Source organism: Synechococcus sp. BA-124 BA4, assembly GCF_034931165.1.
On sequence record NZ_JAYGIA010000087.1, the window covers coordinates 1 to 23,746 of the forward strand.

29 protein-coding genes and 1 other RNA gene are annotated in these 23,746 nt (G+C 68.2%); 17 read left to right on the plus strand and 13 right to left on the minus strand.

What is annotated here, in order from left to right:
- Positions 1-327: DUF1611 domain-containing protein (locus VB734_RS11475; protein ID WP_323243339.1), on the minus strand; the 327-nt coding region annotated here is incomplete at its 3' end.
- Positions 321-1,451, minus strand: coding sequence for a dipeptide epimerase (locus VB734_RS11480; protein WP_197165547.1), 1,131 nt, complete (start codon positions 1,449-1,451; stop codon positions 321-323). The genes VB734_RS11475 and VB734_RS11480, both read right to left, overlap by 7 nt.
- Positions 1,452-1,485: 34 nt before the next feature.
- Between VB734_RS11480 and miaB the strand changes: the two genes are divergently transcribed.
- From miaB to ftsZ, 5 genes are all read left to right on the plus strand, one after another.
- Complete coding sequence (gene miaB, locus VB734_RS11485; RefSeq protein WP_197165549.1) at positions 1,486-2,910, plus strand: tRNA (N6-isopentenyl adenosine(37)-C2)-methylthiotransferase MiaB; 1,425 nt, start codon at positions 1,486-1,488, stop codon at positions 2,908-2,910.
- A gap of 49 nt (positions 2,911-2,959) precedes the next feature.
- The gene (locus tag VB734_RS11490; protein ID WP_197165551.1) at positions 2,960-4,081 is read left to right on the plus strand and encodes a D-alanine--D-alanine ligase family protein; all 1,122 of its coding nucleotides are present in this window, start codon (positions 2,960-2,962) and stop codon (positions 4,079-4,081) included.
- Positions 4,078-4,488, plus strand: coding sequence for a hypothetical protein (locus tag VB734_RS11495; RefSeq protein ID WP_197165553.1), 411 nt, complete (start codon positions 4,078-4,080; stop codon positions 4,486-4,488). The genes VB734_RS11490 and VB734_RS11495 overlap by 4 nt, the downstream gene beginning before the upstream one ends.
- On the plus strand, positions 4,485-5,324 hold the full coding sequence (locus VB734_RS11500; protein WP_322782565.1) for a cell division protein FtsQ/DivIB: 840 nt from the start codon (positions 4,485-4,487) through the stop codon (positions 5,322-5,324). Before VB734_RS11495 ends, VB734_RS11500 begins: the two co-directional genes overlap by 4 nt.
- Before the next feature lie 213 nt (positions 5,325-5,537).
- On the plus strand, positions 5,538-6,644 hold the full coding sequence (ftsZ, locus tag VB734_RS11505; RefSeq protein WP_197165556.1) for a cell division protein FtsZ: 1,107 nt from the start codon (positions 5,538-5,540) through the stop codon (positions 6,642-6,644).
- Positions 6,645-6,652: 8 nt separating this feature from the next.
- On the opposite strand, the gene ffs is transcribed toward ftsZ, so the two are convergent.
- Positions 6,653-6,749, minus strand: an RNA gene (gene ffs, locus VB734_RS11510) — signal recognition particle sRNA small type.
- Between the two features lie 46 nt (positions 6,750-6,795).
- Here ffs and panB point away from each other — a divergent pair.
- On the plus strand, positions 6,796-7,638 hold the full coding sequence (panB, locus tag VB734_RS11515; RefSeq protein WP_231594947.1) for a 3-methyl-2-oxobutanoate hydroxymethyltransferase: 843 nt from the start codon (positions 6,796-6,798) through the stop codon (positions 7,636-7,638).
- Here the strand turns inward: panB and hemW are convergent.
- Positions 7,535-8,761, minus strand: coding sequence for a radical SAM family heme chaperone HemW (gene hemW, locus VB734_RS11520; RefSeq protein ID WP_197165559.1), 1,227 nt, complete (start codon positions 8,759-8,761; stop codon positions 7,535-7,537). The two genes, panB and hemW, sit on opposite strands and share 104 nt — an antisense overlap.
- Before the next feature lie 139 nt (positions 8,762-8,900).
- On the opposite strand from hemW, the gene VB734_RS11525 reads away from it, so the two are divergent.
- The 6 genes from VB734_RS11525 to cbiB all read left to right on the plus strand — a co-directional run bounded on the left by VB734_RS11525 (position 8,901) and on the right by cbiB (position 14,669).
- Complete coding sequence (locus VB734_RS11525) at positions 8,901-10,013, plus strand: PIN/TRAM domain-containing protein (protein ID WP_197167072.1); 1,113 nt, start codon at positions 8,901-8,903, stop codon at positions 10,011-10,013.
- 32 nt (positions 10,014-10,045) lie between these two features.
- Positions 10,046-10,720 (plus strand): ATP-dependent Clp protease proteolytic subunit, encoded by a 675-nt coding sequence (locus VB734_RS11530; protein ID WP_197165560.1) that lies wholly within the window; start codon positions 10,046-10,048, stop codon positions 10,718-10,720.
- An 82-nt stretch (positions 10,721-10,802) separates the two neighbouring features.
- Positions 10,803-11,405, plus strand: coding sequence for an ATP-dependent Clp protease proteolytic subunit (locus VB734_RS11535; protein ID WP_006170202.1), 603 nt, complete (start codon positions 10,803-10,805; stop codon positions 11,403-11,405).
- Between the two features lie 50 nt (positions 11,406-11,455).
- Positions 11,456-12,451: a ketol-acid reductoisomerase gene (gene ilvC / locus VB734_RS11540; protein WP_197165562.1), complete on the plus strand. Its 996-nt coding sequence runs from the start codon at positions 11,456-11,458 to the stop codon at positions 12,449-12,451.
- A gap of 50 nt (positions 12,452-12,501) precedes the next feature.
- Positions 12,502-13,587, plus strand: a complete 1,086-nt coding sequence (locus VB734_RS11545) for a hypothetical protein (RefSeq protein WP_231594838.1) — start codon at positions 12,502-12,504, stop codon at positions 13,585-13,587.
- A gap of 5 nt (positions 13,588-13,592) precedes the next feature.
- Positions 13,593-14,669 (plus strand): adenosylcobinamide-phosphate synthase CbiB, encoded by a 1,077-nt coding sequence (gene cbiB / locus VB734_RS11550; RefSeq protein WP_370594573.1) that lies wholly within the window; start codon positions 13,593-13,595, stop codon positions 14,667-14,669.
- Here cbiB and VB734_RS11555 read toward each other — a convergent pair.
- Both VB734_RS11555 and VB734_RS11560 read right to left on the minus strand, forming a co-directional pair.
- Positions 14,663-15,331 (minus strand): sugar transferase, encoded by a 669-nt coding sequence (locus VB734_RS11555; protein ID WP_197167075.1) that lies wholly within the window; start codon positions 15,329-15,331, stop codon positions 14,663-14,665. The genes cbiB and VB734_RS11555 overlap by 7 nt on opposite strands.
- A 134-nt stretch (positions 15,332-15,465) precedes the next feature.
- Positions 15,466-16,677 carry a glycosyltransferase gene (locus VB734_RS11560; RefSeq protein WP_197165566.1) on the minus strand — a complete coding sequence of 404 codons (1,212 nt, stop codon included), beginning with the start codon at positions 16,675-16,677 and terminating at the stop codon, positions 15,466-15,468.
- Between the two features lie 103 nt (positions 16,678-16,780).
- Here VB734_RS11560 and VB734_RS11565 point away from each other — a divergent pair, with 103 nt between their 5' ends.
- The 3 genes from VB734_RS11565 to VB734_RS11575 all read left to right on the plus strand — a co-directional run bounded on the left by VB734_RS11565 (position 16,781) and on the right by VB734_RS11575 (position 17,605).
- Positions 16,781-17,023 (plus strand): hypothetical protein, encoded by a 243-nt coding sequence (locus VB734_RS11565; RefSeq protein WP_197165567.1) that lies wholly within the window; start codon positions 16,781-16,783, stop codon positions 17,021-17,023.
- A gap of 13 nt (positions 17,024-17,036) precedes the next feature.
- Positions 17,037-17,288, plus strand: coding sequence for a DUF6737 family protein (locus VB734_RS11570; RefSeq protein ID WP_197165569.1), 252 nt, complete (start codon positions 17,037-17,039; stop codon positions 17,286-17,288).
- Positions 17,289-17,395: 107 nt separating this feature from the next.
- Positions 17,396-17,605, plus strand: a complete 210-nt coding sequence (locus VB734_RS11575; RefSeq protein ID WP_197165571.1) for a hypothetical protein — start codon at positions 17,396-17,398, stop codon at positions 17,603-17,605.
- On the opposite strand, the gene VB734_RS11580 is transcribed toward VB734_RS11575, so the two are convergent.
- A complete protein-coding gene (locus VB734_RS11580; protein WP_197165572.1) occupies positions 17,553-17,957 on the minus strand; it encodes a hypothetical protein in 405 nt (134 codons plus the stop codon). The genes VB734_RS11575 and VB734_RS11580 overlap by 53 nt on opposite strands.
- On the opposite strand from VB734_RS11580, the gene VB734_RS11585 reads away from it, so the two are divergent.
- A complete protein-coding gene (locus VB734_RS11585; protein ID WP_197165574.1) occupies positions 17,956-18,465 on the plus strand; it encodes a hypothetical protein in 510 nt (169 codons plus the stop codon). The two genes, VB734_RS11580 and VB734_RS11585, sit on opposite strands and share 2 nt — an antisense overlap.
- A gap of 180 nt (positions 18,466-18,645) precedes the next feature.
- On the opposite strand, the gene VB734_RS11590 is transcribed toward VB734_RS11585, so the two are convergent.
- The 4 genes from VB734_RS11590 to VB734_RS11605 all read right to left on the minus strand — a co-directional run bounded on the left by VB734_RS11590 (position 18,646) and on the right by VB734_RS11605 (position 22,175).
- Positions 18,646-18,972 (minus strand): hypothetical protein, encoded by a 327-nt coding sequence (locus tag VB734_RS11590; protein WP_197165576.1) that lies wholly within the window; start codon positions 18,970-18,972, stop codon positions 18,646-18,648.
- A 35-nt stretch (positions 18,973-19,007) separates the two neighbouring features.
- Entirely contained in the window at positions 19,008-20,015 is a 1,008-nt protein-coding gene (ppk2, locus tag VB734_RS11595; RefSeq protein WP_231594839.1) for a polyphosphate kinase 2, read from the minus strand.
- A gap of 66 nt (positions 20,016-20,081) precedes the next feature.
- Positions 20,082-21,446 (minus strand): ATP-binding protein, encoded by a 1,365-nt coding sequence (locus VB734_RS11600; protein WP_197165578.1) that lies wholly within the window; start codon positions 21,444-21,446, stop codon positions 20,082-20,084.
- Positions 21,447-21,449: 3 nt separating this feature from the next.
- Positions 21,450-22,175 carry a response regulator gene (locus VB734_RS11605; protein ID WP_197165580.1) on the minus strand — a complete coding sequence of 242 codons (726 nt, stop codon included), beginning with the start codon at positions 22,173-22,175 and terminating at the stop codon, positions 21,450-21,452.
- 112 nt (positions 22,176-22,287) lie between these two features.
- Here VB734_RS11605 and VB734_RS11610 point away from each other — a divergent pair, with 112 nt between their 5' ends.
- Positions 22,288-22,857 carry an EF-hand domain-containing protein gene (locus tag VB734_RS11610; protein ID WP_323243340.1) on the plus strand — a complete coding sequence of 190 codons (570 nt, stop codon included), beginning with the start codon at positions 22,288-22,290 and terminating at the stop codon, positions 22,855-22,857.
- A 15-nt stretch (positions 22,858-22,872) separates the two neighbouring features.
- Here VB734_RS11610 and VB734_RS11615 read toward each other — a convergent pair whose 3' ends face one another.
- Both VB734_RS11615 and VB734_RS11620 read right to left on the minus strand, forming a co-directional pair.
- A complete protein-coding gene (locus VB734_RS11615; RefSeq protein WP_197165582.1) occupies positions 22,873-23,328 on the minus strand; it encodes a hypothetical protein in 456 nt (151 codons plus the stop codon).
- 12 nt (positions 23,329-23,340) lie between these two features.
- Positions 23,341-23,583, minus strand: a complete 243-nt coding sequence (locus VB734_RS11620) for a hypothetical protein (RefSeq protein ID WP_197165584.1) — start codon at positions 23,581-23,583, stop codon at positions 23,341-23,343.
- Between the last annotated feature and the right edge of the window lie 163 nt (positions 23,584-23,746).

Sequence of the window (23,746 nt, forward strand, 5' to 3'; positions counted from 1 at the left end):
GTGCAGACCGCTGGCCAGGTGCAGCCCGGCTCGCAGCGCCGCCGCCAGATCGGCCTTCAGCTCCGGAGGCAGCTGCCCGCCGGACGGAGCCAGCCCCACCACCGCCACCTCCGGCCGGTAAGCCAGCGCGGCGTTGAGATCGGCCACGATCGGCACCCGCCGGGAGATGCCGGTGATGGGCTCGAGTTCAGCGCCCGCATGGGCCGGATCCACCACGGCCACCACCGGACCCTGCCGGTAGCGCAACATCGCCAGGCCCGTCTTGCCCGACAGGTTGTCCAGGCCGCCGTGGAGCAGCAGCACCACGGGCGCATCGGCGCTCAGCACGGGTCACTCGCCGACCTGGGGCCGTCGACCTCGATCACCCCCAGCCCAGGATGGATGGAGGGCAGCAGGAGGTCCGCCCGGAGCTCCGGGCCTTCGAAGGGGTCATCGATCAGGTTCAGATGGCTGTCGAGGTCGGGCCAGCGCACCAGCGGCAGCAACTGGGAGGCCGCTCCATTGAGCAGGGCGCTGTCGGAGTAGCAGCCCAGCATCAGCTCGAGCCCGAGGCTGCGGGCGGTGCGGGCCATCAGCAGCGCCTCACTGAGGCCGCCGCTCTTGAGGAGCTTGATGTTCACCCCATCGACATGGGGGGCCAGGCGCAGCAGGTCGGCCAGAGTCCAGCAGCTCTCATCGGCCACCAGGGGAATCGGGCAGCTCAGATCGAGGGCCGCGAAGCCGGCCGTGTCGGCGTCGGGGTCGAGCTGGGCGGGCAGCGGCTGTTCCACCAGCACCACCCCCTGCTCCGCCAGCCAGGGAATCAGCTGCTGGGCCGTGGCCAGATCCCAGCCGCCGTTGGCATCCACCTGCAGCTCACTGACCCTGCCGGCGGCACCGGCCCGTTCCTGCAACCTCTGCACCACCGCCAGCACCAGGGCCCGGTCGTGATCCGGGCCATCAGGGCTGCCCAGCTTCAGCTTCAGCCGCCTGGGCCAGCAGCCCAGGCGGTCCTGCCAGAGATCCAGCCGGGCCAGCACCTGCTCAACCCCAGCCAGGCCGAGGGTGACGCTGGTGGGGCTGCAGGCGGCCCGATCCAGGCCCCAGAGACGCCAGAGGGGCTGACCCAGCTTCTGGCCCCACCAGTCATGCAGAGCCAGGTCGATGGCGCAGCGGGCCGGTGGCGACAGGGGGGCCAGCCAGGGCTCGAGCGCCTGAAAGGCCGGTAGTTCCGCGCTGAGACTCCGCCCTTCGGCGGAAGCGAAGCGTGCCAGCAGGGCCTCCAGTTCAGCGGCGACCGTTTCGGTGGCGTAGGCCCGCTGACCAGTGTCGAACCCCCCGGCTTCGCCACGCCCCACCAGCCCCTCGTGCGCCAGCTCGACCACCAGCCGCCGCACCGAAGCCGTGGTGCCCCGGCTGATCGCCAGGGGCACCGCCTTGGTGAGCGTGATCCAGCGAAGGCCTGCCTGCATCGCACAAGTTTCGGCCATGGTCGAAACTTGTGCGATGAGCGTGACCACCACAACAGCGAGTGCCACAGCAGCGGCACGACCCGGGACCGCACAGCCCGGCAGCTACTGGATCACCACCTTCGGCTGCCAGATGAACAAGGCCGATTCCGAGCGCATGGCCGGAATCCTCGAAGGCATGGGCTATCACCCCGGGAGCGATGAGCACAGTGCCGATCTGGTGCTCTACAACACCTGCACGATCCGCGACAACGCCGAGCAGAAGGTGTACAGCTACCTGGGCCGTCAGGCCCAGCGCAAGCGCAGCAACCCCCACCTCACGCTGGTGGTGGCCGGCTGCGTGGCCCAGCAGGAGGGCGAGTCGCTGCTGAGGCGGGTGCCGGAACTCGACCTGGTGATGGGCCCCCAGCACGCCAACAGGCTGGGCACTCTGCTGGAGCAGGTGGCCAGCGGCCAGCAGGTGGTGGCCACCGGCGAGCATCACATCCTCGAGGACATCACCACCGCCCGCCGCGATTCCCAGGTGTGCGCCTGGGTGAATGTGATCTACGGCTGCAACGAGCGCTGCACCTACTGCGTGGTGCCCTCGGTGCGCGGCAGGGAACAGAGCCGCAGCCCGGGGGCCATCCGCCTGGAGATGGAGGGGCTTGCGGAGCGGGGCTTCAAGGAGATCACCCTTCTGGGCCAGAACATCGATGCCTATGGCCGCGACCTGCCCGGCATCACCCCGGAAGGCCGCCGCGAGCACACGCTCACCGACCTGCTCCACCATGTCCACGACGTGGAGGGGATCGAGCGGATCCGCTTCGCCACCTCCCATCCCCGCTACTTCACCGAGCGTCTGATCGACGCCTGCGCTGAGCTGCCCAAGCTCTGTGATCACTTCCACATCCCTTTCCAGAGCGGTGATGACGACGTGCTGAAGGCGATGGCACGCGGCTACACGGTGGAGCGCTACCGCCGGATCCTCGAGCGGATCCGGGAGCGCATGCCCGATGCGGCGATCAGCGCCGATGTGATCGTGGCCTTCCCCGGCGAAACCGACGCCCAGTACCGCCGCACCCTGGCCTTGATCGAGGCGATCGGCTTCGACCAGGTGAACACCGCCGCCTACTCGCCCAGACCCAACACTCCCGCCGCCGACTGGCCCGGTCAACTGCCGGAGGCCGTGAAGGTGGAGCGGCTGCAGGAGCTCAATGCCCTGGTGGAGCGCACCGCACGGCAACGCAGCGAGCGCTACCGGGGACGCATCGAGCAGGTGCTGGTGGAGGGCACCAACCCCCGGGACCCCGCTCAGCGCATGGGCCGCACCCGCACCAACCGGCTGACCTTCTTCCCGGACCGCGCCCCATCCCCCGGCCACGGGGAGCGCGACGGCGCCGTCATTCAGCCGGGTGATCTGGTGAATGTGCGGATCGAGGAGGTGCGTGCCTTCTCCCTCACCGGGGTGGCGGTGGGCTGAGACGCGGGGCGCTGATACGTTTGGCGCCGATCCGGATCCAGCCGACCCCATGCCCAGCCCCCCCCGCTGCGTCGGCCTGGTGTTCGGGGGGGCTTCCGACGAGCACGCCGTCTCGATCCGCTCGGCCATCACCGTGGTGGGCGGCCTCAGGGGGGGGGAGAACCTTGTTCGCTACCGGGTTCGGCCGTTCTACATCGATCGTGACGGCCGCTGGTGGGGGCCCGAACTGGCGGAGGCCGTGCTCTCCAGCGGCGAGCCACCGCCTGATGGGCAGCTGATCGGGACGGCTGCAGATCCTTCGCTGACGGGTCCGGGCTTCCGGGGCCTTCCCCCGGGGGCTGCTGAGGTGGACGTGTGGTTTCCGGTGCTGCACGGGCCCAATGGTGAGGATGGCACCATCCAGGGTCTGTTCGCACTGATGCAGGTGCCCTTCGTGGGCTCGGGCGTGCTCGGCTCGGCCCTGGGTATGGACAAACAGGCCATGAAAGCCGCGTTCGCCGCCGCAGGCCTGCCCCAGGTGCCCTACGCGGCCGTCCAGGCGGCTGACCTCCGCCGTGACCCTGAAGGGCTTCTCGGGCGGCTGGAGCGCGATCTGGGTTACCCCTGCTTCGTCAAGCCGGCCAACATGGGCTCCTCGGTGGGCATCAGCAAGGCCAGCGACCGCAACGCTCTGCTGCAGGGGCTGAAACTGGCCGCTGCCCTGGATCCGCGGCTGGTGGTGGAGCAGGGGGTCACGGCCAGGGAACTGGAGTGCGCCGTACTCGGCCAGGGCATGGGAGGCCGGGGCGGCCTGCAGGCTTCGGTGGTGGGGGAGATCCGCTTCTCCGCCGACTGGTACGACTACGAGACGAAGTACACCGCAGGGCTGAGCTCCACGGTGATTCCCGCAGAGCTGCCCGAGCCCGTGAGCGAGAGCGTGCGCAGCATGGCTCTGCAGGCCTGCGCCGCCGTGGCGGCTGAGGGGCTGGCCCGGGTGGATTTCTTCTACGACGAGACCGCGCAGCGGCTCTGGCTGAACGAGATCAACACCCTGCCCGGCTTCACCAGCCAGAGCATGTATCCGATGCTCTGGGCAGCCAGCGGCGTACCCCTGGTGGATCTCGTGCACCAGCTGGTGGAGAGCGCGGGAGAATGGGACGGTGGATCATCTCGAGAGGACCCGGCGGAATGAGTCACGGCTTGGTCTGGCTGCCCCTGCTGGTGGTCTTCGTGTTGCTCACGGCCCTCGGCTGGCTCGAGCGGCGCCGTCAACGGCTGTTCCGTGACTGGGCGGCGGGCTCGGAACTCGCGAAGCTCGATGGCTGCGGAGCGGCACGGCTCGCTGATGGAGTCCTGACCTGGAGCACCTTCGAAGCCGGGGTGCTCAAACCCCAGGGATCCTTCGTCATCAGCAAGCTGGAATTGCTGGAGCTGATGTCCCTGGGATCGGGTGACGCTCCCCTCACCGACGAAAGTCAGGGCAGTTGCCGGGTGAGGCTGGTGGGTGATGGCCAGCAGAAGGATGTGCCGTTCTCCGATGCCGATCGTGCCCGGCGCTGGATGGACGAACTGATGGCCCGTTCCCGTTGTGAGCTGTGAGCCCCGCACCCCAGGCGCCAGGTGTTGAACGACGGCGACAGCTGAGGCTGCAGCGCCGTCAGGAGCGCCTGCGCAACTTCTGGCGGCTAGTGGTCTTCTCCGCGGCCGCCGCGGGCCTTGGTTACGGACTTCTGCGTCAGGGCTGGACCCTGAGCAGCCCATCCCAGGTGGACGTGAGCGGCAGCGAACGCGTCAGCCGTGAGCAGGCGATCGCCGCGGCCGAGCTTCGCTTTCCCATGCCCCTGCTGACTCTCGATCCCAGGCTGCTGCGCGCGGAACTGCTGGACGCCCTGCCCGTGGAGCAGGTGACGGTGCAGCGTCTGATCCTTCCGCCCCGGCTGCGCATCGAGCTGGTGGCCCGCCAGGTGGTGGCTCGGGCGGAGCGCCGCACAGCCAAAGGGAATGAGCAGGGCTATGTCGACCGCCTGGGCAACTGGATCAGCAGCAGCCAGCAGGCCATGGGATCCAGCGGCAGCCAGCCCGAAACGGCGGTCCTGGTGCAGGGATGGCAGGCTCGCTTCAAGCCCACGATCGTGAAGCTGATCAGCCGCCGCAATGACCTGGGCAGCCCACTCAGGACCATCCGCTTCGAGCCCGATGGCACCATCTGGCTGACCACCGGCAGCCTCGGGGAGGTGAAGCTCGGCGGAGCTGACGGCGATCTCGCCCGCCGCCTCGATGTGTTGCGCTATCTGTCCGGGGAATTGCCGAAGCGAGTCCAGGGCCAGGGGGTGCGCTCGATCGACCTCAGCGACCCGGACCAACCCGAGCTGGGGCTGCCAGCTCCAGCCGTCGGTTCCGGCAATCCGAAACAGGCCGGGAACGGAGTGGATTGATGCCGTTCAGACCGCAGACTCGCCAATGGCTCGCAAACCCGCACAGGCCCATTGCGAGAAAACGCATTTCACGCAAAGGTGCCGCATCGCACAGGATTTTTCCAGTCCGCCGCCGACATAATGCTTCCCGAGATGAGTGTGAACGGTTCCCCGGGCGACCACCCCATCGCACACCAGCACACCATCCCACCAGAAGCCTTACTCGGAACCCCTTTGACCTCCTCGCCCTCCAGTAACGGCATTGTTCCCAGCCAGAGCGCCAGGATCGAAGTGATCGGTGTTGGCGGTGGCGGCAGCAATGCCGTCAACCGGATGATCGCCTCCGATCTCGATGGAGTCGGCTACCGGGTACTCAACACCGACGCCCAGGCCTTGCTGCAGTCAGCTGCCCAGCGGCGGGTGCAGCTCGGCCAGAAGCTCACCCGGGGTCTCGGGGCTGGCGGCAACCCCATGATCGGTCAGAAGGCCGCCGAGGAATCCCGCAACGAGCTTCAGGAAGCTCTGGAGGGGGCCGACCTGGTGTTCATCGCTGCCGGCATGGGTGGCGGTACCGGCACCGGCGCTGCGCCCATCCTGGCCGAAGTCGCCAAGGAATGCGGGGCCCTCACCGTGGGCATCGTCACCAAGCCCTTCGGCTTCGAGGGCCGCAAGCGCATGAAGCAGGCGGAGGAGGGGATCGCCCGCCTGGCGGAGCACGTCGACACCCTGATCGTGATCCCCAACGACCGCCTGCGGGACGCCATCTCCGGCGCGCCCCTGCAGGAGGCGTTCCGAGCCGCCGACGATGTGCTACGTCAGGGCGTCAAGGGCATCAGCGACATCATCACCCGGCCTGGACTGGTCAACGTCGACTTCGCGGATGTGCGCTCGGTCATGACCCTGGCGGGCACGGCCCTTCTCGGTATCGGCGTGGGCTCCGGACGCTCACGGGCCGTGGAGGCCGCCCAGGCCGCCATCAGCAGCCCCCTGCTCGAAGCAGCCCGGATCGATGGAGCGAAGGGCTGCGTGATCAACATCAGTGGCGGCAAGGACATGACCCTCGAGGACATGACCACGGCCTCTGAAGTGATCTACGACGTGGTCGATCCCGACGCCAACATCATCGTGGGCGCGGTCGTCGACGAGAAGCTCGAGGGCGAGATCCACGTGACGGTGATCGCCACCGGCTTCGAGGCAGGCAGCTCCTACCGCACCGAGCGACCCCGCGCGACGTTCGCCACGAGCCCGGAACTCACCCACACCGAAGCCGAGGCCGACCAGCGCGGCGCCAAGATTCCACCGTTCCTGCTCAACCGCCAGAGCCGCTCCAGCGACAGCTGATTCAAGGGGGTGACCCGGAGTCCACGCCTGCCCGGAGCATCCCGTGTGGCTGCTCCCTTCCGGTCCTGACCAGATTTGGGCGTCCGGGCCGCGTGGGTCCGAGTCGGGTTGATGGTAGCAATGGAAGCTCTGGAGGTTCCTGCCCGTGCCCCTGCGACCCGGTGATCTCGTGGCCCGCAAGCAGGAGGGTCGGCCGATCCTGATGCTGACCGCCTGGGATGCGCTCTCGGCGGCGCTGGTGGAGGAGGCCGGAGCCGAAGTGGTGCTGGTGGGCGATTCCCTGGCGATGGTGGTGCTCGGCCATGCCACCACCCTGCCGGTGACCCTGACGGAGATGATCGGCCACACCCAGGCCGTGGCCCGGGGTCTGCGCCGGCCCGAGGGGCAGCAACCGCTGCTGATCTGCGATCTGCCCTTCCTGAGCTATCAGTGCGGCGGTGATCAGGCGGTGGCCGCCGCCGGCCGGGTGCTCAAGGAAAGCGCTGCGGCGGCCGTGAAGCTGGAGGGAGGGGAACCGGAAACCGTGGCTGTGGTCGACCGGCTGGTGCGCAGCGGGATCCCGGTGATGGGCCACCTCGGTCTGACCCCCCAGTCGGTGCACAGGCTGGGTTACCGCCGCCAGGCCAGGGATCCGATCAGCCAGGAGCGCCTGAGGCGCCAGGCCCTGAATCTGGAGGCCGCCGGCTGCTTCGCCCTGGTGCTGGAGCACGTGCCGGCGGATCTGGCCGGCAGCCTGCGCCGGCAGCTGGCCATTCCGGTGATCGGAATCGGCGCCGGCGACGACTGCGACGGCCAGGTGCGGGTCACCGCGGATCTGCTGGGCCTGACCCCGAGCCAACCTCCCTTCAGTACGCCACTGCTGGCCGGGCGCCAGCTCTGCGTGGAGGCCCTCAGGGGCTGGCTGCAATCGGCGACACCTCCGGGACCGGCGGCGTCTCGGCAGGCTGATGGGCGTCCCACCAGGCCAGCAGCTCCCTCAGCACCGCATTGCTGAGGGCCAGTCCCTGCGGATCCGCCAGACGCCAGCGTCGGCCCTCCACCAGCAGCAGCCCCCGCTCGCGCCAGGGGGCCATCCAGCCGTGCAGCGATGCGCGATCAGCCTCACTCAGGCCCGCTGCCTGGGCAAGCCGCTCCAGGTTTACCCCTTCGCGTCGGCGCAGACCCACCATCAGCCACTCATCGAACGGCGGCTGCCCCGCCGCCGGGACGGCCGACCTGGTCTGCAGCCAGGCGGCATAGGCCTCCCGGGTGCGGGGCCTGGCCTGACGCTGGCCGTAGGGAGCCGACGTGGCCCCCAGTCCGAAACCCCACCAGCCGGCCCCACTCCAGTAAACGCGGTTGTGGCGGGACGCGTGCCCGGGCAGGGCGTAGTTGGAGATCTCGTAGCGGCCGAAGCCGGCGCTCCGCAGCAGCTCGCCGGTGAGGTCCATCAGGTCGGCCCCCAGATCCGGATCCGGCAGGGGCAGCTCTCCGCGCTTCTGCAGGCGCTCGAACACGGTGCCCGGCTCCACGATCAGGTCGTAGACGGAAAGATGGGGAGGCCCCAGCTCGAGGGCCTGCTGCAGCTGCTGCCGCCAGTGGGGCAGATCCTGCTCGGGGAGACCCTGAATCAGATCCAGACTCCAGCTGACCAGGTCGCCGGCGGCCTGGGCCCGGCTCAGCCAGCCGGCGGCCTGGAGCAGATGCTGACGGCGATGGCGGCGGCCGAGACGCTCCAGCACGGCGTCATCGAAGCTCTGCCCCCCCAGGCTCACCCGGTTGATGCCCAGCGCCAGCATCCCCTCCAGCCTCGGGCGGTCGAAGCTGGCCGGATCCATCTCCAGGGTGATCTCAGCTCCAGGGGAGAAGCCGAAGCGCTGGCGCAGGCCATCCAGGAGCTTCCCCATCTGCTCGGGGGTCAGCAGCGACGGGGTGCCGCCACCGATGTAGACGGTGGAGAGAGGGGCCGGGTTCTCAGAAACGGCGATCTCAGCCTGCAGCAGTGGCAGGTAGGCGGCGATCGAGGCGGAATGGGCACCGTCGGCCTTGTCCCCCAGGGGCACCACCGCGAAGTCGCAGTAGAAGCAGCGGCGGTGGCAGAAGGGGATGTGGAGGTAGGCGGCGCGGGGTGCGTTCAAGACCTGGAATGGGGTTGGGCGCGGTCGCCTTCAGGATTCGCCACATGTCCATAGGCAAATGTACGGATACCTTTCCCGGTCAAACGGGGCGGGATCAGCCATGCTGCGGGTTCTGGCCCTGGGCAGCCACAACAGGCACATGGTGGACCCGCTCATCCTGCTGCTGTTCCTGATCTCCGGCGCAGCCACCGGCTGGCTGGGGGTGGATCTGCTGCCGGAGAACCTGCTGATCGAGGTGACGAACCTCGAGGGCCTGCGCTGGGTGCTGGGAGGCTTCGGGGCCTTCTTCGGGCTGCTGGCCGGATTCTTCTTTCAGCTGCTGCGGCGCCGTCTGATGCGCCAGGTGCGCTCGATGCCCACCGACCTCCTGGTGAGCCGCGCCGTGGGGCTGATCCTGGGCCTGCTGGTGGCCAACCTGCTGCTGGCCCCGATCCTGCTGCTTCCCCTGCCCTGGGAGGTGATTTTCGTGAAGCCGCTGGCGGCGGTGCTGAGCAACGTGTTCTTCGGGGTCCTGGGGTACAACCTCGCCGAGGTGCACGGGCGCACGCTGCTGCGGCTGTTCAACCCTGCCAGCACCGAGGCTCTGCTCGTGGCCGATGGGGTCCTGCAGCCAGCCACCGCCAAGATCCTCGACACCAGCGTGATCATCGACGGACGCATCCGTGGTCTGCTGGATTCGGGCCTGCTGGAGGGTCAGGTGATCGTGGCCCAGGCCGTGATCGATGAACTGCAGCAGCTGGCCGACTCGGGCAATGCCGAGAAGCGGGGCAAGGGCAGGCGCGGTCTCAACCTGCTGGCCGCCCTGCGCGAGACCTACGGCCGCCGCCTGGTGGTGAACAGCACCCGCTACGAGGGCAACGGCGCCGACGACAAGCTGCTCAAGCTGACCGCCGACACCGGCGGCACCCTGCTCACCGCCGACTACAACCTGGCCAAGGTGGCCGAGGTGCAGGATCTCCGAGTGATGAACCTGAGCGCCCTGGTGATCGCCCTGCGGCCCGAAGTGCAGCCAGGCGACGCCCTGCAGCTCAAGATCGTGCGCGAGGGCAAGGAGGCCAACCAGGGGGTTGGCTACCTGGAGGACGGCACGATGGTGGTGGTGGAATCCGCCCGGGCGCGCATCGGCCAGCGCCTGCCCGTGACGGTGACCGGAGCCCTGCAGACCCCAGCCGGACGCATGGTCTTCGCCCGCTGTGACCAGGATGGCCCGAAACAGCCCGCCACGGTCCAGCAGCCGACGGGCCCCCGCTAGGCTCCCATCCAGGCCCTGTAGAGCGTTTTCAGATGTCGGTGTCGGCCCCTTACTACGGCGATTCCGCCGTGATGCGCACACCGCCGCCCGATCTGCCGTCGCTGCTGCTGAAGGAGCGGATCGTCTACCTCGGCCTGCCCCTCTTCTCCGATGACGACGCCAAGCGTCAGATGGGGATCGATGTGACCCAGCTGATCATTGCCCAGCTTCTCTATCTCGAGTTCGACAATCCCGAGAAGCCGATCTTCTTCTACATCAACTCCACCGGCACCAGCTGGTACTCCGGGGATGCCATCGGCTTTGAAACCGAGGCTTTCGCCATCTGCGACACCATCCGCTACGTGAAGCCGCCGGTGCACACCATCTGCATCGGCCAGGCCATGGGCACCGCCGCGATGATTCTCTCGGCCGGCGCCAAGGGCCACCGGGCCGCCCTGCCCCACGCCTCGATCGTTCTGCACCAGCCACGCTCGGGTGCCCGCGGCCAGGCCAGCGACATCCAGATCCGCGCCCAGGAAGTGCTGCACAACAAGCACGTGATGCTGGAGATGCTCTCCCACAACACCGGCCGCAGCGTCGAGCAGCTCTCGAAGGATTCCGACCGCATGACCTACCTCACGCCGCGGGAGGCCCTGGAATACGGCCTGATCGACCGGATCCTCACCAGCCAGAAGCCGCTGCCGGTCCCCCTGGCCGGCTCGGTCTGACCCTGGACCGCTGAACTCGCTGATCTGAGCCGGCCCCCGCTCGTCCGTCACCCCGTCACCACCCCGTTCCGAACCCACCGCCATGCCCATCGGCACCCCCAGCGTTCCCTATCGCCTGCCCGGCAGCCAGTACGAGCGCTGGGTCGACATCTACACCCGCCTCGGCGTGGAGCGGATCCTCTTCCTTGGCCAGGAGGTCAATGACGGCATCGCCAACAGCCTGGTGGCCCAGATGCTGTACCTGGATTCCGAGGACAGCAGCAAGCCGATCTACCTCTACATCAATTCCCCGGGTGGATCGGTCACCGCCGGGCTGGCGATCTACGACACGATCCAGTACGTCAAATCGGACGTGGTGACCATCTGCGTGGGCCTCGCCGCCAGCATGGGTGCCTTCCTGCTGGCGGCGGGCACCAAGGGCAAGCGTCTGGCTCTGCCGCACGCCCGGATCATGATCCACCAGCCCCTGGGTGGCACCAGCCAGCGTCAGGCCAGCGACATCGAGATCGAGGCCCGCGAGATCCTGCGGATCAAGGACATGCTCAACCAGAGCCTGGCCGACATGTGCGGTCAGAGCCTCGAGAAGGTCACCAAGGACACCGACCGCGACTACTTCCTCAGTGCGGCCGAGGCCAAGGACTACGGCCTGATCGACCGGGTGATCTCCCACCCGAGTGAAGCCTGAGCGGCCAGGCGCGACCCTAAAGTCGCTGTTTGCCCTGCCCGATTCGCCGGATGGCCCAGCTCTTCTACGACTCCGACGCCGATCTGAGCCTGCTCGACGGCAAGACGGTGGCCATCATCGGCTACGGCTCCCAGGGCCACGCCCATGCCCTGAACCTCAAGGACAGCGGCGTGAATGTGGTGGTGGGCCTCTACGAAGGCAGCCGCTCGGCGGAGAAGGCCAGGGCCGATGGCCTCGAAGTGATGAGCGTGGCCGAGGCGGCCGAGCGCGCCGACTGGATCATGGTGCTTCTGCCCGATGAAACCCAGAAGGCCGTCTACGACGCTGAAATCGCGCCGCATCTCAAGCCCGGCAAGGTCCTCAGCTTCGCCCATGGCTTCAACATCCGCTTCGGGCTGATTCAGCCCCCCGCCGACGTCGATGTGGTGATGATCGCCCCCAAGGGACCTGGCCACACCGTGCGCTGGGAATACCAGAACGGCCAGGGGGTGCCTGCCCTGTTCGCCATCCATCAGGATGCCAGCGGCAAGGCCCGCGACCTGGCCATGGCCTATGCCAAGGCCATCGGGGGCACCCGCGCCGGCATCCTGGAAACCAACTTCAAGGAGGAAACCGAGACCGACCTCTTCGGTGAGCAGGCCGTGCTCTGCGGCGGCCTCAGCGAGCTGGTGAAGGCTGGCTTCGAAACCCTGGTGGATGCGGGTTACCAGCCCGAACTCGCCTACTTCGAATGCCTGCATGAAGTGAAGCTGATCGTGGATCTGATGGTGAAGGGCGGCCTCACCGCCATGCGCGATTCGATCTCCAACACAGCTGAGTACGGCGATTACGTAAGCGGTCCGCGTCTGATCACCGCCGACACCAAGGCCGAGATGAAGCGCATCCTTGCCGACATCCAGGACGGCACCTTCGCCCGCAACTTCGTGGCCGAATGCGAGGCCGGCAAGCCGGAGATGATCAAGGCTCGCCACCGCGACGCAGCCCATCCGGTCGAGCAGGTGGGCGTTGGCCTGCGGTCCATGTTCAGCTGGCTGAAGGCCTCCTGAAGCGGGATCTCCCCGGTGGCTCAGACCTGCGGTACAGGCTGAATCTGCCTGTGCTGGCCTGGGGTAGTGCCCAGGCCAGCACAAGTCTCACCCTGGCGTCAGCAGCCTGGATGGTGAGCGGACTGAGCGCCTCCCCCCTGGTGAACAGCCTGCTGCCGGGCCTGGTCACCCTGCCGGCGCTGCTGCCCCTGATCCGCCGTCCCCTGGCCGGGGTGATGCTCCAGCTGGTGGCGGTGCTCCTGTTGCTGGGCCTGGGGGTGAGCACCAGCTCGGCCGTTGGCTCCCCGGCAGCCGGAACCTCCAGTCCCGTGCTGCTGGCCATGGCCTCGGTGCTGGCCGTCGCGCTGGGAACGCGGATGACCGACCTGCCCCTGCAGAGGACCCTGCTGGCGAGGCACCAGCTGCCGATGGGTCAGCTGAGGCGGGCCGGGGAACTGGGTTCCCTGCTCGGCCATGGGCTCACGGCGCTGTTGTTCCCGATTGGCCGTGCCCTGCTCCAGTTCAGCCAGGCCCTGCTGCTGCTGCTGCCGGTGCTGCCCCTGGCCCGTCAGGCCGGGGGTGTCGCCCGGGGCGACCAGGCACCGGACGCAGGCACCGCGTCGGCGCCGTTGACGTTCAGCTGGCGCTGCTGCCTGCAGGGGATGCTGTTCGGCGGACTTTTCGGACTGCTGCCGCTGTGGGTGCGCCAGGTGGAAGCCGGCACCTGCCTGGATTTCGGCCTAGTGCTGACCGCCTATGGCCTGGGACGCAGCCTGGGCGGGACCTGGGGACTGGGTTGGTGGCCGGCTGCCCGGTCACTGGTGGGGACACGCCGGGAAGGAGCGTTCCGCTTCCTGGCCATGGCCCTGGTGCTGATCGCGACCCGCTGGCTGCCGGGCTGGGGGTCCCTGCTGATTTTCCTCCCCCTGGGCGGGCTGGCTCAGGCCAGCGACCTGGCCCAGGTCAGGGGCCTGTCTCAGCTGGGCGATGAGCCCCTGCGCTGGCAGATCCTGGCGCGCTCCGGGGCCATCGGCGGCCTGCTTGGCAGCCTGGCCATGGGCCTGATGGCGCAGCTGCTCGGGCTGTCCGTGGCCCTGCCCGTGCAGATCGGCCTGTTCCTGGCGGCGGCCCTGCTGCTGTCGCCGCGACGGCAGTGATCAGCGTGGCGGCCTCGCTCCAGCTCTGGCTGCTGCTGCTGCTGGCCGGCGCCCTGGATCGCCTGGTGGGTGATCCGATCAGCTGGCCCCATCCCGTTCAGGCAATGGGCTGGGCGATCCAGCGGCTGCGCGCCCCCGGGGAGCGCTGGGCCGGAGATCATCCCCTCCGGCTGCGCCTGGTGGGGATGGCGCTCACCGCCCTGGTGGTGAGCGTCAGTGGCCTGGCCGGCTGGAGCCTGGAACGGCTGGCGCTTGGCTCCGCTCCAGCTCTCCCCATGCCGTCCCCGCTGGCCTGGCTCGGCTTGCCCGTGCTGATGGTGGCTCTGGCCAGCGCCCTGGCCGCCGGCAGCCTCGAGACGGCCGTGAGGGCCGTCCTGGCACCGATCAGCGCCCCGCCGTGTCCAGAGGCCGACGAGGAGGAGGCCGGGCTGGAAGCGGGGCGCCGGCAGCTGGCCCTGATCGTGGGCCGGGATGTGCAGGGGCTCAGCCGGGAGGAGGTGATGCGCGGAGTGGCCGAAACCGCCGCGGAGAACGCCGTCGATGGCCTCTTCGGCCCATTGTTCTGGATGCTGACCGGCGCCGGGCTCTGGTCGGCCCTGGGGGTCGCTGATGGTGTTCCTGGCCCCCTGAGCCTGGCCTGGATGTACAAGGCCGCCAGCACTCTGGATTCGATGCTCGGCTACAGGCGGGGCCGCCTGCGCTGGCTTGGCACCGCCGGGGCCCGGCTCGATGACCTGCTCACCTGGCTGCCTGCCCGACTGGTGGCGTTCAGCCTGCCGGCTGCGGCCGGCAGAGTCGGTGAGAGTCTTCGCCTGGGGAGGGAGGCCCTGCGCCAGGGGCGAGCCGATCCATCCCCCAACGCCGGGGTGTCGATGGCGGCCTTCGCCCTGGCGGCCGGGGTTCAGCTGGGCGGCGTGAACCACTACGGCGGAGTGGCCAGGGCCAAACCGATCCTCGGCCGGGGGTACCCATCAGCCGATCCCGCCGCCATCGCCCGGATTCTGAGGTTGACCGCCCGGCTCGAGGCCCTCTGGCTGGCCCTGACTCTGCCCCTGCTGCTCAGTCTGAGTCAGGTTCAGTAGGCACCGCGATCTCGCGGGTAGAGGATCACTCCCACCGTGCGCAGGATGATCGCCAGATCCAGCAGGACCGTGCGGCGGCGCACGTAGCTGACATCGAGCCGGACACGGGCGTCGTAGCTGAGGTTGTTGCGCCCCGACACCTGCCAGAGCCCGGTGAGGCCCGGTCGCACCGCAAGCACCTCATCCATCTGACGGCCGTAGCGGTCCAGTTCGTCCCAGACGATCGGCCGCGGGCCGACCACGCTCATCTGGCCCTTGAGCACATTGATGAACTGGGGCAGCTCGTCGAGGCTGGAGCGCCGCAGGAATCCACCGATCGGGGTGATGCGCGGGTCGGCCTTGAGCTTGAAGTCCTTCTTGAATTCCGCCTTGAGTTCAGGCGACTGCTCCAGCAGGGTCTTGAGGATGCGGTCGGCATCCTTGCGCATCGTGCGGAACTTGATGCAACCGAAGCCCTTGTAGCCGCGGCCGATCCGACGCTGCACGTAGAAGACCGGCCCGGGCGAGCTCAGTTTCACCAGCACCGCCAGCAGCAGCAGCAGGGGACTGCCCAGGGCCAGCACCGCCAGGGAGAACACGATGTCGCCGCTGCGCTTGAGCACGCGGGATCGCTTCGACTGCGCCTGGATCAGCTGCTCGGCCGTGGGCACCGCGGTGATCATCGAATCAGCGACCACGAGCGGGGGGACCAAGTGCAGAGGCCGGGCAACGGAGCCGGCGGCCTCACAGGCGCTGAGCAACGTTCCGGACATCAACGCCCCCAAGGTGAGCGAACTCTAAAAATCGATTGGTCAACTCACCAGCTCTCGCGGTCACTCACCCCAGAGGCACAGCGCCGCAGTCGCTGCTGATGCCCCTGCCAGCGGCGCTCCAGAACCGCCTGCAGCCGCTGGCGGAAGCGCTCCGGCGAGAAACGCTCGGCCCACTGGCGCTGGCGCTCCGCGGGCAGGCAGTGCCACAACTGTCCCTGCTCGAAATGCTCCAGCGCCTGAACCAGGGCCGTGGCGGTCTGCTGCTCGAACAGAAGGCCGGTGGGATGGGGGGCCTCGGCGGTCAGGCAGCGGACCGTGTCGAGCAGCCCCCCCTGGCCGAGGCCGATCACAGGAGCACCCGCGGCCATGGCCTCCACAGGGGCGATGCCGAAATCCTCCAGACCGGCGTAGAGGTAGGCCCGGCAGCGGCCCATCAGATGAGTCACCCGCTCGGCGGAACAGGCCCCCAGCAGCGTCACGGTGGGGCCGGCCAGGGCCTGCAGGCGGGCCCGCTCCGGCCCGTCGCCCACCACCAGCAGGGGCAGGCCCAGGCGATTGCAGGCCTCGATCACCAGATCCACCCGCTTGTAGGGCACCAGGCGGCAAAGGCTCAGGTAGAAGTCGCCCCGGGGCAGGTCCCAGCGAAAACGGTCGACCGCCACAGGCGGATGCAGCACCTGGCTGAAGCGGCGCCAGCAGCGCCAGATCCGCCGTGCCGTGAAGCGCGAGTTGGCCAGCAGATGGTCGACCCGTGTGCTGCTGCTCACATCCCACTGGCGCAGCTGATGCAGCTGCCAGCGCACCCAGGGGCCCAGGGGGCCTCGGGCGATGGCAGACCCGGCCAGGTAGGCCTGCATCTGGTCCCAGGCGTAGCGGACCGGTGTGTGCACATAACTGATGTGGAGCTGATCGGGGCCGGTGAGCACCCCCTTGGCCACCAGGTGGTTGCTGCTGAGCACCAGGGGATAGCCCCCGAGATCGAGCTGCTCGATCGCCAGCGGCAGCAACGGCAGGTACTGCTGCACATGGCTCACCCCCCAGGGCAGGCGCTGGATGAAACTCGTCCGGATGTGCCGGCCCTCCAGCCAGCTGCCCGGCCGGGCACTCTCGCCATCCACCAGAGCGAAGAGGCTGGCGGCGGGACGGCCCTCGCCGAGAAGCCGATCGATCTGCTGCACCACCAGTTCGGCCCCACCGACCGAGCGCGGCGTGAACCACTCGTGCACGAGGGCGATCCGGCTGGGAAGTCCTGACATGCCGGCACGGTAGGGCCCGCGCCTGTGCGATCACATCACGAAAACTCTCAGCTGATTGCGTGCCCAGGCCTGGATCTGGATGCTGAACTGAGCTCAGCCAGCCATGCCCATCCGCGACCTGCTTGAAGATGCCCTCGAGGAACCCTCGATCGGGCTCACCCCATGCTTCAGCTGGCATGCCACCCCCGTGGGAATCGCTGCCCTCTGGCGTGCTGGAGCGGCTCCAGCCATCCCTCCGTACGAGACCGCCCTCAAGGAAGGGCTCGACGTCGGGCTGGATCTCAGCCGCGAAGAACGGGAGTTCCACCAGGTGCGCATGGGGCTGGTGCTTCTGTTCCATTCCTGATGCAGCCGAACCGATGAGTGAGCCCCCCGGCAACTCCACTCCAGCGCGGGGGGCGGTATCGATCTGGCAGCTCAAGCCCTGGTGGTGCCAGCCCTGGTCCATCCTGCTCACCGGGGTGCTCCTGATCGCCGGCAGCTGGTTCTGGCTGGGCCGCTGGTGGCTTACCGTTCCTCTCTCCACAGGCGTGCTGCTGTGGTGGTGGCTGTTCCTCGTGCTGATGCCCCGTCAGCTGAGCAGCCTGTCAGGACCGGAGGACATCGGTTGAAATGCAACCGATCCGACAGCGTCAGCTCCAGCCTTTCCGTTGGATGGTGATGACGGCACGATCCAGAGGGCGTACGCCATTCCGTTCCTTCCCAACCACGAGTCGCCATGAGTTACGAACCCGGTACCAGTGAATGCCGGCTGCTGATCGACAGCAAGGACCAGATCGAAGCAGTCCTGGCCAACCTCGCCAAGCTCGAGAACACCGATCACATCCGCATGCAGTTGCTGGCGGTCTACAACCAGCTGGAAGGTCTCCACGACCTCAGGCGGAGCAAGCCAGCCGCGGCGATCCCAGGCAGGGATGGAAGCGCCTGAGGAATGCATCCAGCTCGATCGGTCCGCAGCGCCGCCGCCAGCCCTGCTCGGCGATGGGGTGCCTCCAGGCGGTGATCCGAAGCGGCAGGCGTCCCTGAGGTCTGTACACGATCAGATAGCGGTAACGGCAATCGCGGCGAAACTCCGGCGACCCCAGGGGTTCGGCATGGAGATGGCAGCGCAGGAAGCCGGCCACCAGACCACCTGGACCGTGCCCATCGGTCCGGCAGGTCTCGAGGGCAGTACCCAGCCTCAGGGCCGCCCCGGCTGGATCCCCCTGACGGGGGAAGTAGAGATGAACAGGTCCCCAGCCGGGAAAGCCCAGGAAGGAGTACACCGCGGGGATGTCCATGGCAACGGCTCAAGAAGGTCCGCTTCCTCAATGCCCCGGCTGTCCCAGTGGTCGCTGGGGTCGCCGCTCCCTGGGGTCCCTGCTGCTGCTGGGCCTGATGGTCTGTGCCGGAATGGCCCTGGCCCAGCAGCACCATGGCGACACCGCCAGCCTGGCTTCCCTCCTGCGGGTGGGTGAACCGATCGTCACGGCCGACCAACGCCTGTTGCAGCTGGGCTGGCGGCCCGCAGCGGCCGCCGGCGCCGATGCCCTCGACCGGGAGCGCTCCGGCAGCCGCCTGGCCAGCCTCAGTGGCTGCGCCGGCACGGGACCGGGCTACTGCCGCTTCGATTACCGCAGGGGAAGGGCCAGGCTGGCGGTGATCACGCTGCCGTCCGTGTCGGACCATCGGGACGGGCCCCAGGTGCTGCGCTGGATCGATGAAGCCAGCGGTCAGCGCTGGGGTCTCTGTCAGGACGACCCCTCCGGTGAGCTGGCCCCCTGCAGCCCCGAGAGGCGCCAGGACTGAGCCGGGTGCCCATGGCAGGCGAGCCGATAGGTTTGGGCCGTTGCCGCTGCCGCAGGCCGATGGGTTTGGAGAACAAGCAACGCCCCCCCTGGCTGAACTGGCTGTTCCTGCTGATCTTTCTCTGGAGCAGCTGGCAGTTGGCGGGGTTCTGGTTCGAGCGGCTGCAGTGATGGCGTCGCCCTACTGATCGTCGAGGGCCTGCCTGAGGCGCGACAGCAGCGTGCGGCGGGCCACCTCCGGGCTCAGGCCCTGGTCGCTCGCTTCCTTCACCCACTCCTGGGCGGCCTGGATGAGGGCCTCCAGACCCGGCGCTCCCGAACGCAGGGCCTGAAAGGAGGCCATCAGGTCCTGGTCCAGGGCCTGGGAAGGATCTCCGCAGACGATGTACTGGCGGCCATCACTGCCTGTGTAGAGCAGGCTGCCCTCGGGTCCCCGCAGGGGAGCGGTGGCGGGAACGGTCAGAGAGGAGTCGGGACCCAGAGACGGGTCGTCGTCGGAGCGGGTCATGGCGAGGGGGCAATGGGGCGGATGCAGCTGCGGATTCAGGGATAGGCGTTGGGAACGAAGAACTGCTCATTCATCGGCGGACGGTGGTAATCACCGACGGTCTTACGAGGAGGCAGTTCGATCGGAGCGGGCGTCATGTCCTCGTAGGGGATCTTGGAGAGCAGATGACGGATGCAGTTGAGCCGGGCCCGGCGCTTGTCATCGGCCTCAACGGTGAACCACGGTGCCTCGGGGATGTTGGTGTGGGCGAACATCTGGTCCTTGGCCTTCGAGAACTCCACCCAGCGGTCGCGCGACTCCAGATCCATCGGCGAGAGCTTCCAGCGGCGGGCTGGATCATCCAGCCGGGAGCGGAAGCGGACTTCCTGCTCCTCGTCGCTGACCGAAAACCAGTACTTGAGCAGAACGATGCCGGAGCGCACCAGCATGCGCTCGAACTGAGGGGCCGATTGCATGAACTCCTCCACCTGCTCGTCGGTGCAGAAGCCCATCACCCGTTCCACGCCGGCACGGTTGTACCAGCTGCGATCGAACATCACGATCTCACCGGCAGCCGGGAAGTGCTCCACATAGCGCTGGAAATACCACTGGGTGCGCTGCTGATCCGAGGGCGTGCCGAGCGCGACGACATTGCAACCCCGAGGGTTGAGTGGTTCGGTGATGCGCTTGATGGCCCCTCCTTTGCCCGCTGCATCACGACCCTCGAAAAGAATGATCAGGCGAAAGCCGACATGCTTGATCCAGTACTGCATCTTCACCAGTTCGACCTGGAGTTTCTCCAGCTCTTTCTCGTAAAATTTGCGGCTGAGTTTGACCTGTTTATCTTCAGGTGGCGCTCCCAGATCGTCTTCACTTTCCCCCAGCAGATGGGAGGGGTGGTAGCGGTCCTGCTGACCGTTGGGGGCATAAGGAGAATGGGACCCGGGCAGGAAAGACTCCGGACCGGTGTCTCCGTGGCGGTCCTTCCTGGGCTTGGTCTTGGCGGAGCCCTGCTGGCCGGGGGTGGCCTTTTTGCCCTCACTCTTGCCTTTGCCTTTACCCATCAAGCTCTGCTCCGAACCCCCGACGATCCCTCCTGTCTAGAGGCATCCCCGTGAACAGAGTGTGAGTCAAGGGCAGATTGTTGAGGCCCTGACACGGCCATCGGCAAGGGAATGGCCACTGAGGCTCACGCAGAACGTCCCGGGGGACTCCTGGGGTGAGAGGTCCACCAGGGGCTCCACCCCCAGCCGCAATTCACCGCCATGGGTGCGGGCCACCCTCTGGGCGATCGCCAGACCCAGACCACAGTGACCGTGACCGCTGCGGGCCTCATCAAGCCGCTGGAAAGGCATCAGCGCCTGGGAACGCTGATCCTCGGCGATGCCCTCACCCTGATCCCAGACCTGCAGCTCGAAGCCGTCCCGTTGCCAGGCCCGCAGCACCAACCGCACGGGAGGCGTCCCATAGCTGAGGGCATTGTCGATCAGGTTGGCCACGGCGCGTCCCAGGGCGATCGGCTGAACCGTGGCGGTGACAGGGGCCAGATCGAGCTCCACCGGCTGGCCGTCGTACCGGGCCGCCAGCTCCGCCAGCAGCTCCGCCAGAGGCACGCTCACCGCCACCTCTCCTCCCCCGCCACCGGCAAAGAGCAGGAACTGGCCCGTGATCCGCTCGAGGTCGTCGAGATCGGCGCCGGCCCTGGCGCTGGCGGAGGCGTCCCCCAGCAGCGACAGACGTAGCCGCAGCCGCGTGAGCGGGGTCTTGATGTCGTGGGCGATGCCCGCGAGCATCGTCGCCCGCTCCCGCTCACTGTCCTCCAGGCGCTGGAGCATGGCGTTGAAGCGCTGGGCCAGGCGGCGCACCTCGGGAGCGCCGCGCTGGGGCATGGGCTCCGGTTGCGCATCGAGGCCCACCCGAGCCAGGGCCCGCTCCAGCTGCTGCAGCGGCCGCTGCACTTCCAGCAGCAGGAACAGGGCCCCGGCCATCACACTGCCGCTCACAAGCGAGAGCGTCACCAGCAACGGGTCGGGTGGCCAGCCGAAACGGGGCCGAATGGGGGCATAGAGCCAGACCGGCTCCAGGGGTGAGGCCAGCTCGATCCAGACACCTCGGGCCGCACCGTGATTCGGCACCACCTCGGGGCAGCGGGGGAGGCGGCGACACAGCTCGAGCTGCAGCTGATCGGCTTGCCGCTCGAGGCGTGCATCATCCCCCTGGCCGAGCAGACTCCAGCGGCGGGGGGATCGAGGCGGCTGACCCACGCCCAGCTGCAGGCCGCTGAGCTGGGAGACGGTGGCCGGCGGGAAGCGCTCCAGCGCCAGCTCCGAGAGCCTCAGGTTCAGGGCCACCTGGGGACCCATCTGGGCGATCTGAGCCTGGCCGATCCGAGTACCGAGCAGGGCCTGAAGCAACACCAGGCTGAGGGCCCACCCCCCCAGAAAGAACACCCCGAGGCGCAGCGAGAGGGCAGCGGAGCGCATCGAGGGGGCCATGGCTCAGCGGTTGCGGGGCTGGCCGTCGGGAACGAACACGTAGCCATAGCCCCAGACCGTCTGGAGGTAGCGCGGTCGGCTGGGATCGGGCTCCACCAGCCGCCTCACCCGCGAGACCTGCACGTCCATGCTGCGGGTGTCGGTGTCGCTGGCGGGACCTCGGGCCAGCTCGATCAGACGCTCCCGCGACAGGGGGCGGTGGGGATGCTGCACGAAGGCCGCCAGCAGGCTGAACTCACCGCTGGTGATCGTCACAGGTTGATTCTGCCGCTCCAGGGTGCGGGCGGAGAGATCCAGCACATTGTCGCCGAAGTGCACCAGCTCGCCATCGGCGAGCGGGGTGCCTGCGGGCAGGGTGCCGCGGCGGCGCAGCACGGCTTCGATGCGGGCCATCAGCTCCCGGGGCAGAAACGGCTTGGCCAGATAGTCATCGGCGCCCTGCTCCAGCCCGATGATCCGGTCGACCGCCTCGCCGCGGGCCGTGAGCATCACCACGGGCAGATCGTCGCTGGCATCCCGCAGGCGCCGCAGCAGGGTGAGGCCGTCGTCGCCTGGCAGCATCAGATCGAGCACCACCAGGTCGGGGCGCTGGAACTCCAGCCGGGCCATCAGCTGGCGGCCGTCGGTGAGGCAGCGCACCTCATAGCCCTGGTCGGTGAGATAAGTGCCCAGCAACTGGCGCAGTTCGGGGTCGTCATCGACCACCCAGATCGTGTGGGTTCGGCTCAAGGCGGAGGCCGCAGCTGGCCCGACTGTATGGAGTGGACGCCGTCACGCCCAGGGGGATCCAGCCGCGGGGCTTGCCAAAGGTGACTCCCCGGCTCTGCAGACAGGTCCGGTCATGGCTTGGCCCCGGCAACCGCTGCCGCAGGGGCTGACCGGGGCCGCCGACCTCCATAGGGTGAACGCCATGGCGACCACCACCAGCTCCAGAAGACGACCCGACCGCTCAGCCGGCCAAGGCCCGCTGTGGCTGGTGGTGGTGGCCGGCCTGCTGCTGAGCCTGGCGGGACCGGGGCTCGCCCAGGACACCCGGTCGCTGCAGCTCTACCACGAGCGGATGCAGGCCTGGTTCGAGCGCCTGGACCGCAACCGCGATGGCAGGCTGACTCCCCAGGAAAGCCGGGGCCAGCCCTACCTGGAAACGAATTTCCAGCGGCTGGATCAGGAGGGCCGGGGCTACCTTCTCCCCAGCGACCTGAGTCCCCGTCAGAAGGTCTTTCTGGGAGTGCGGCTGCGCACGGTGTTCGCCCAGTCCGACCGCAATGGCGATGGTCGGCTCAGCCGCCAGGAGGCACGGTCCTTCCCCTGGCTGGACCGTCGGTTCTCGGAAATCGACCTGAATCGAGATGGAGCCGTGACCCTGCAGGAGGTGTGGGAGTCGAGAAAGTCGCTGGCTCCTCGGCCCTGAGCGCGGGGGCTGCGCTCAGCGCTCAGGCCGGTCGGGCGGACGGATGCGCACCACTGACCACACCAGCCGGGCCACACCAGCCGGCAGTGCCAGCACCCCACCCAGCCCGGGCATCGCCAGGCGCAGCAGGCGGTACATCCCGTTGATCAGCAACAGCAGCGCAGCCACGGCCAGCCCCAGGACCAGCAGCACCCCGAACGCCTGCAGCAGGCCCACCAGCAGACGGATCAACCCCTGGCCGATCTCGCTGAGTCCGCTGATCAGGGCGCTGATCACCTTGCTGAGCACCAGCAGTGAATCCAGCCGGCTGGGGAGCTGCATCAGCAGCACCAGCACACCGATTCCAGCCGTCCCGTTCAGCAGGGCCATCCCCGCCTCCCGCCAGGAGGACCCTCTCCGCCGCTGGCGGGAGGAGAACACCTTGCGGGGCAACTGACTCTTGCGGCCCGGATCCGGCAGGTGGGGCTTCATGGCGGCGGCCTCTCAATCGAGCGTGTAGCCCGCACCTCGCATCCAGCGCTCGAATTCCAGCAGCACCAGTTCATTGGGGCAATCCACCAGGCTGAGACCCGCCACCGTGCAATCCCCCTGGCCGCCGTGGTGAAGCGAGAGGTGAAAGTCCTTGCCGCTGAGGCCGCAGACCTCGGGATCACTGCGCACAACCACATCGAGGGAGGCCCCCAGCCGATTCACCCGGCGGCGCAGTTCGGACCAGCTGCTGGTCATGGCTTTGTCGTCATCGCAGCAGGGCCATGGAGTTCAGCATCATCGGCAGGCCAACCGACCCAGTCGGACTTTCCCTCTGAGTGTGGCCACAGGTTCCTGTTCGTCAATGGGGCAGGCACCTAGCGGGGAGGGGTGAGCGGGGAGGTGGGGGTGACCGCGGGGC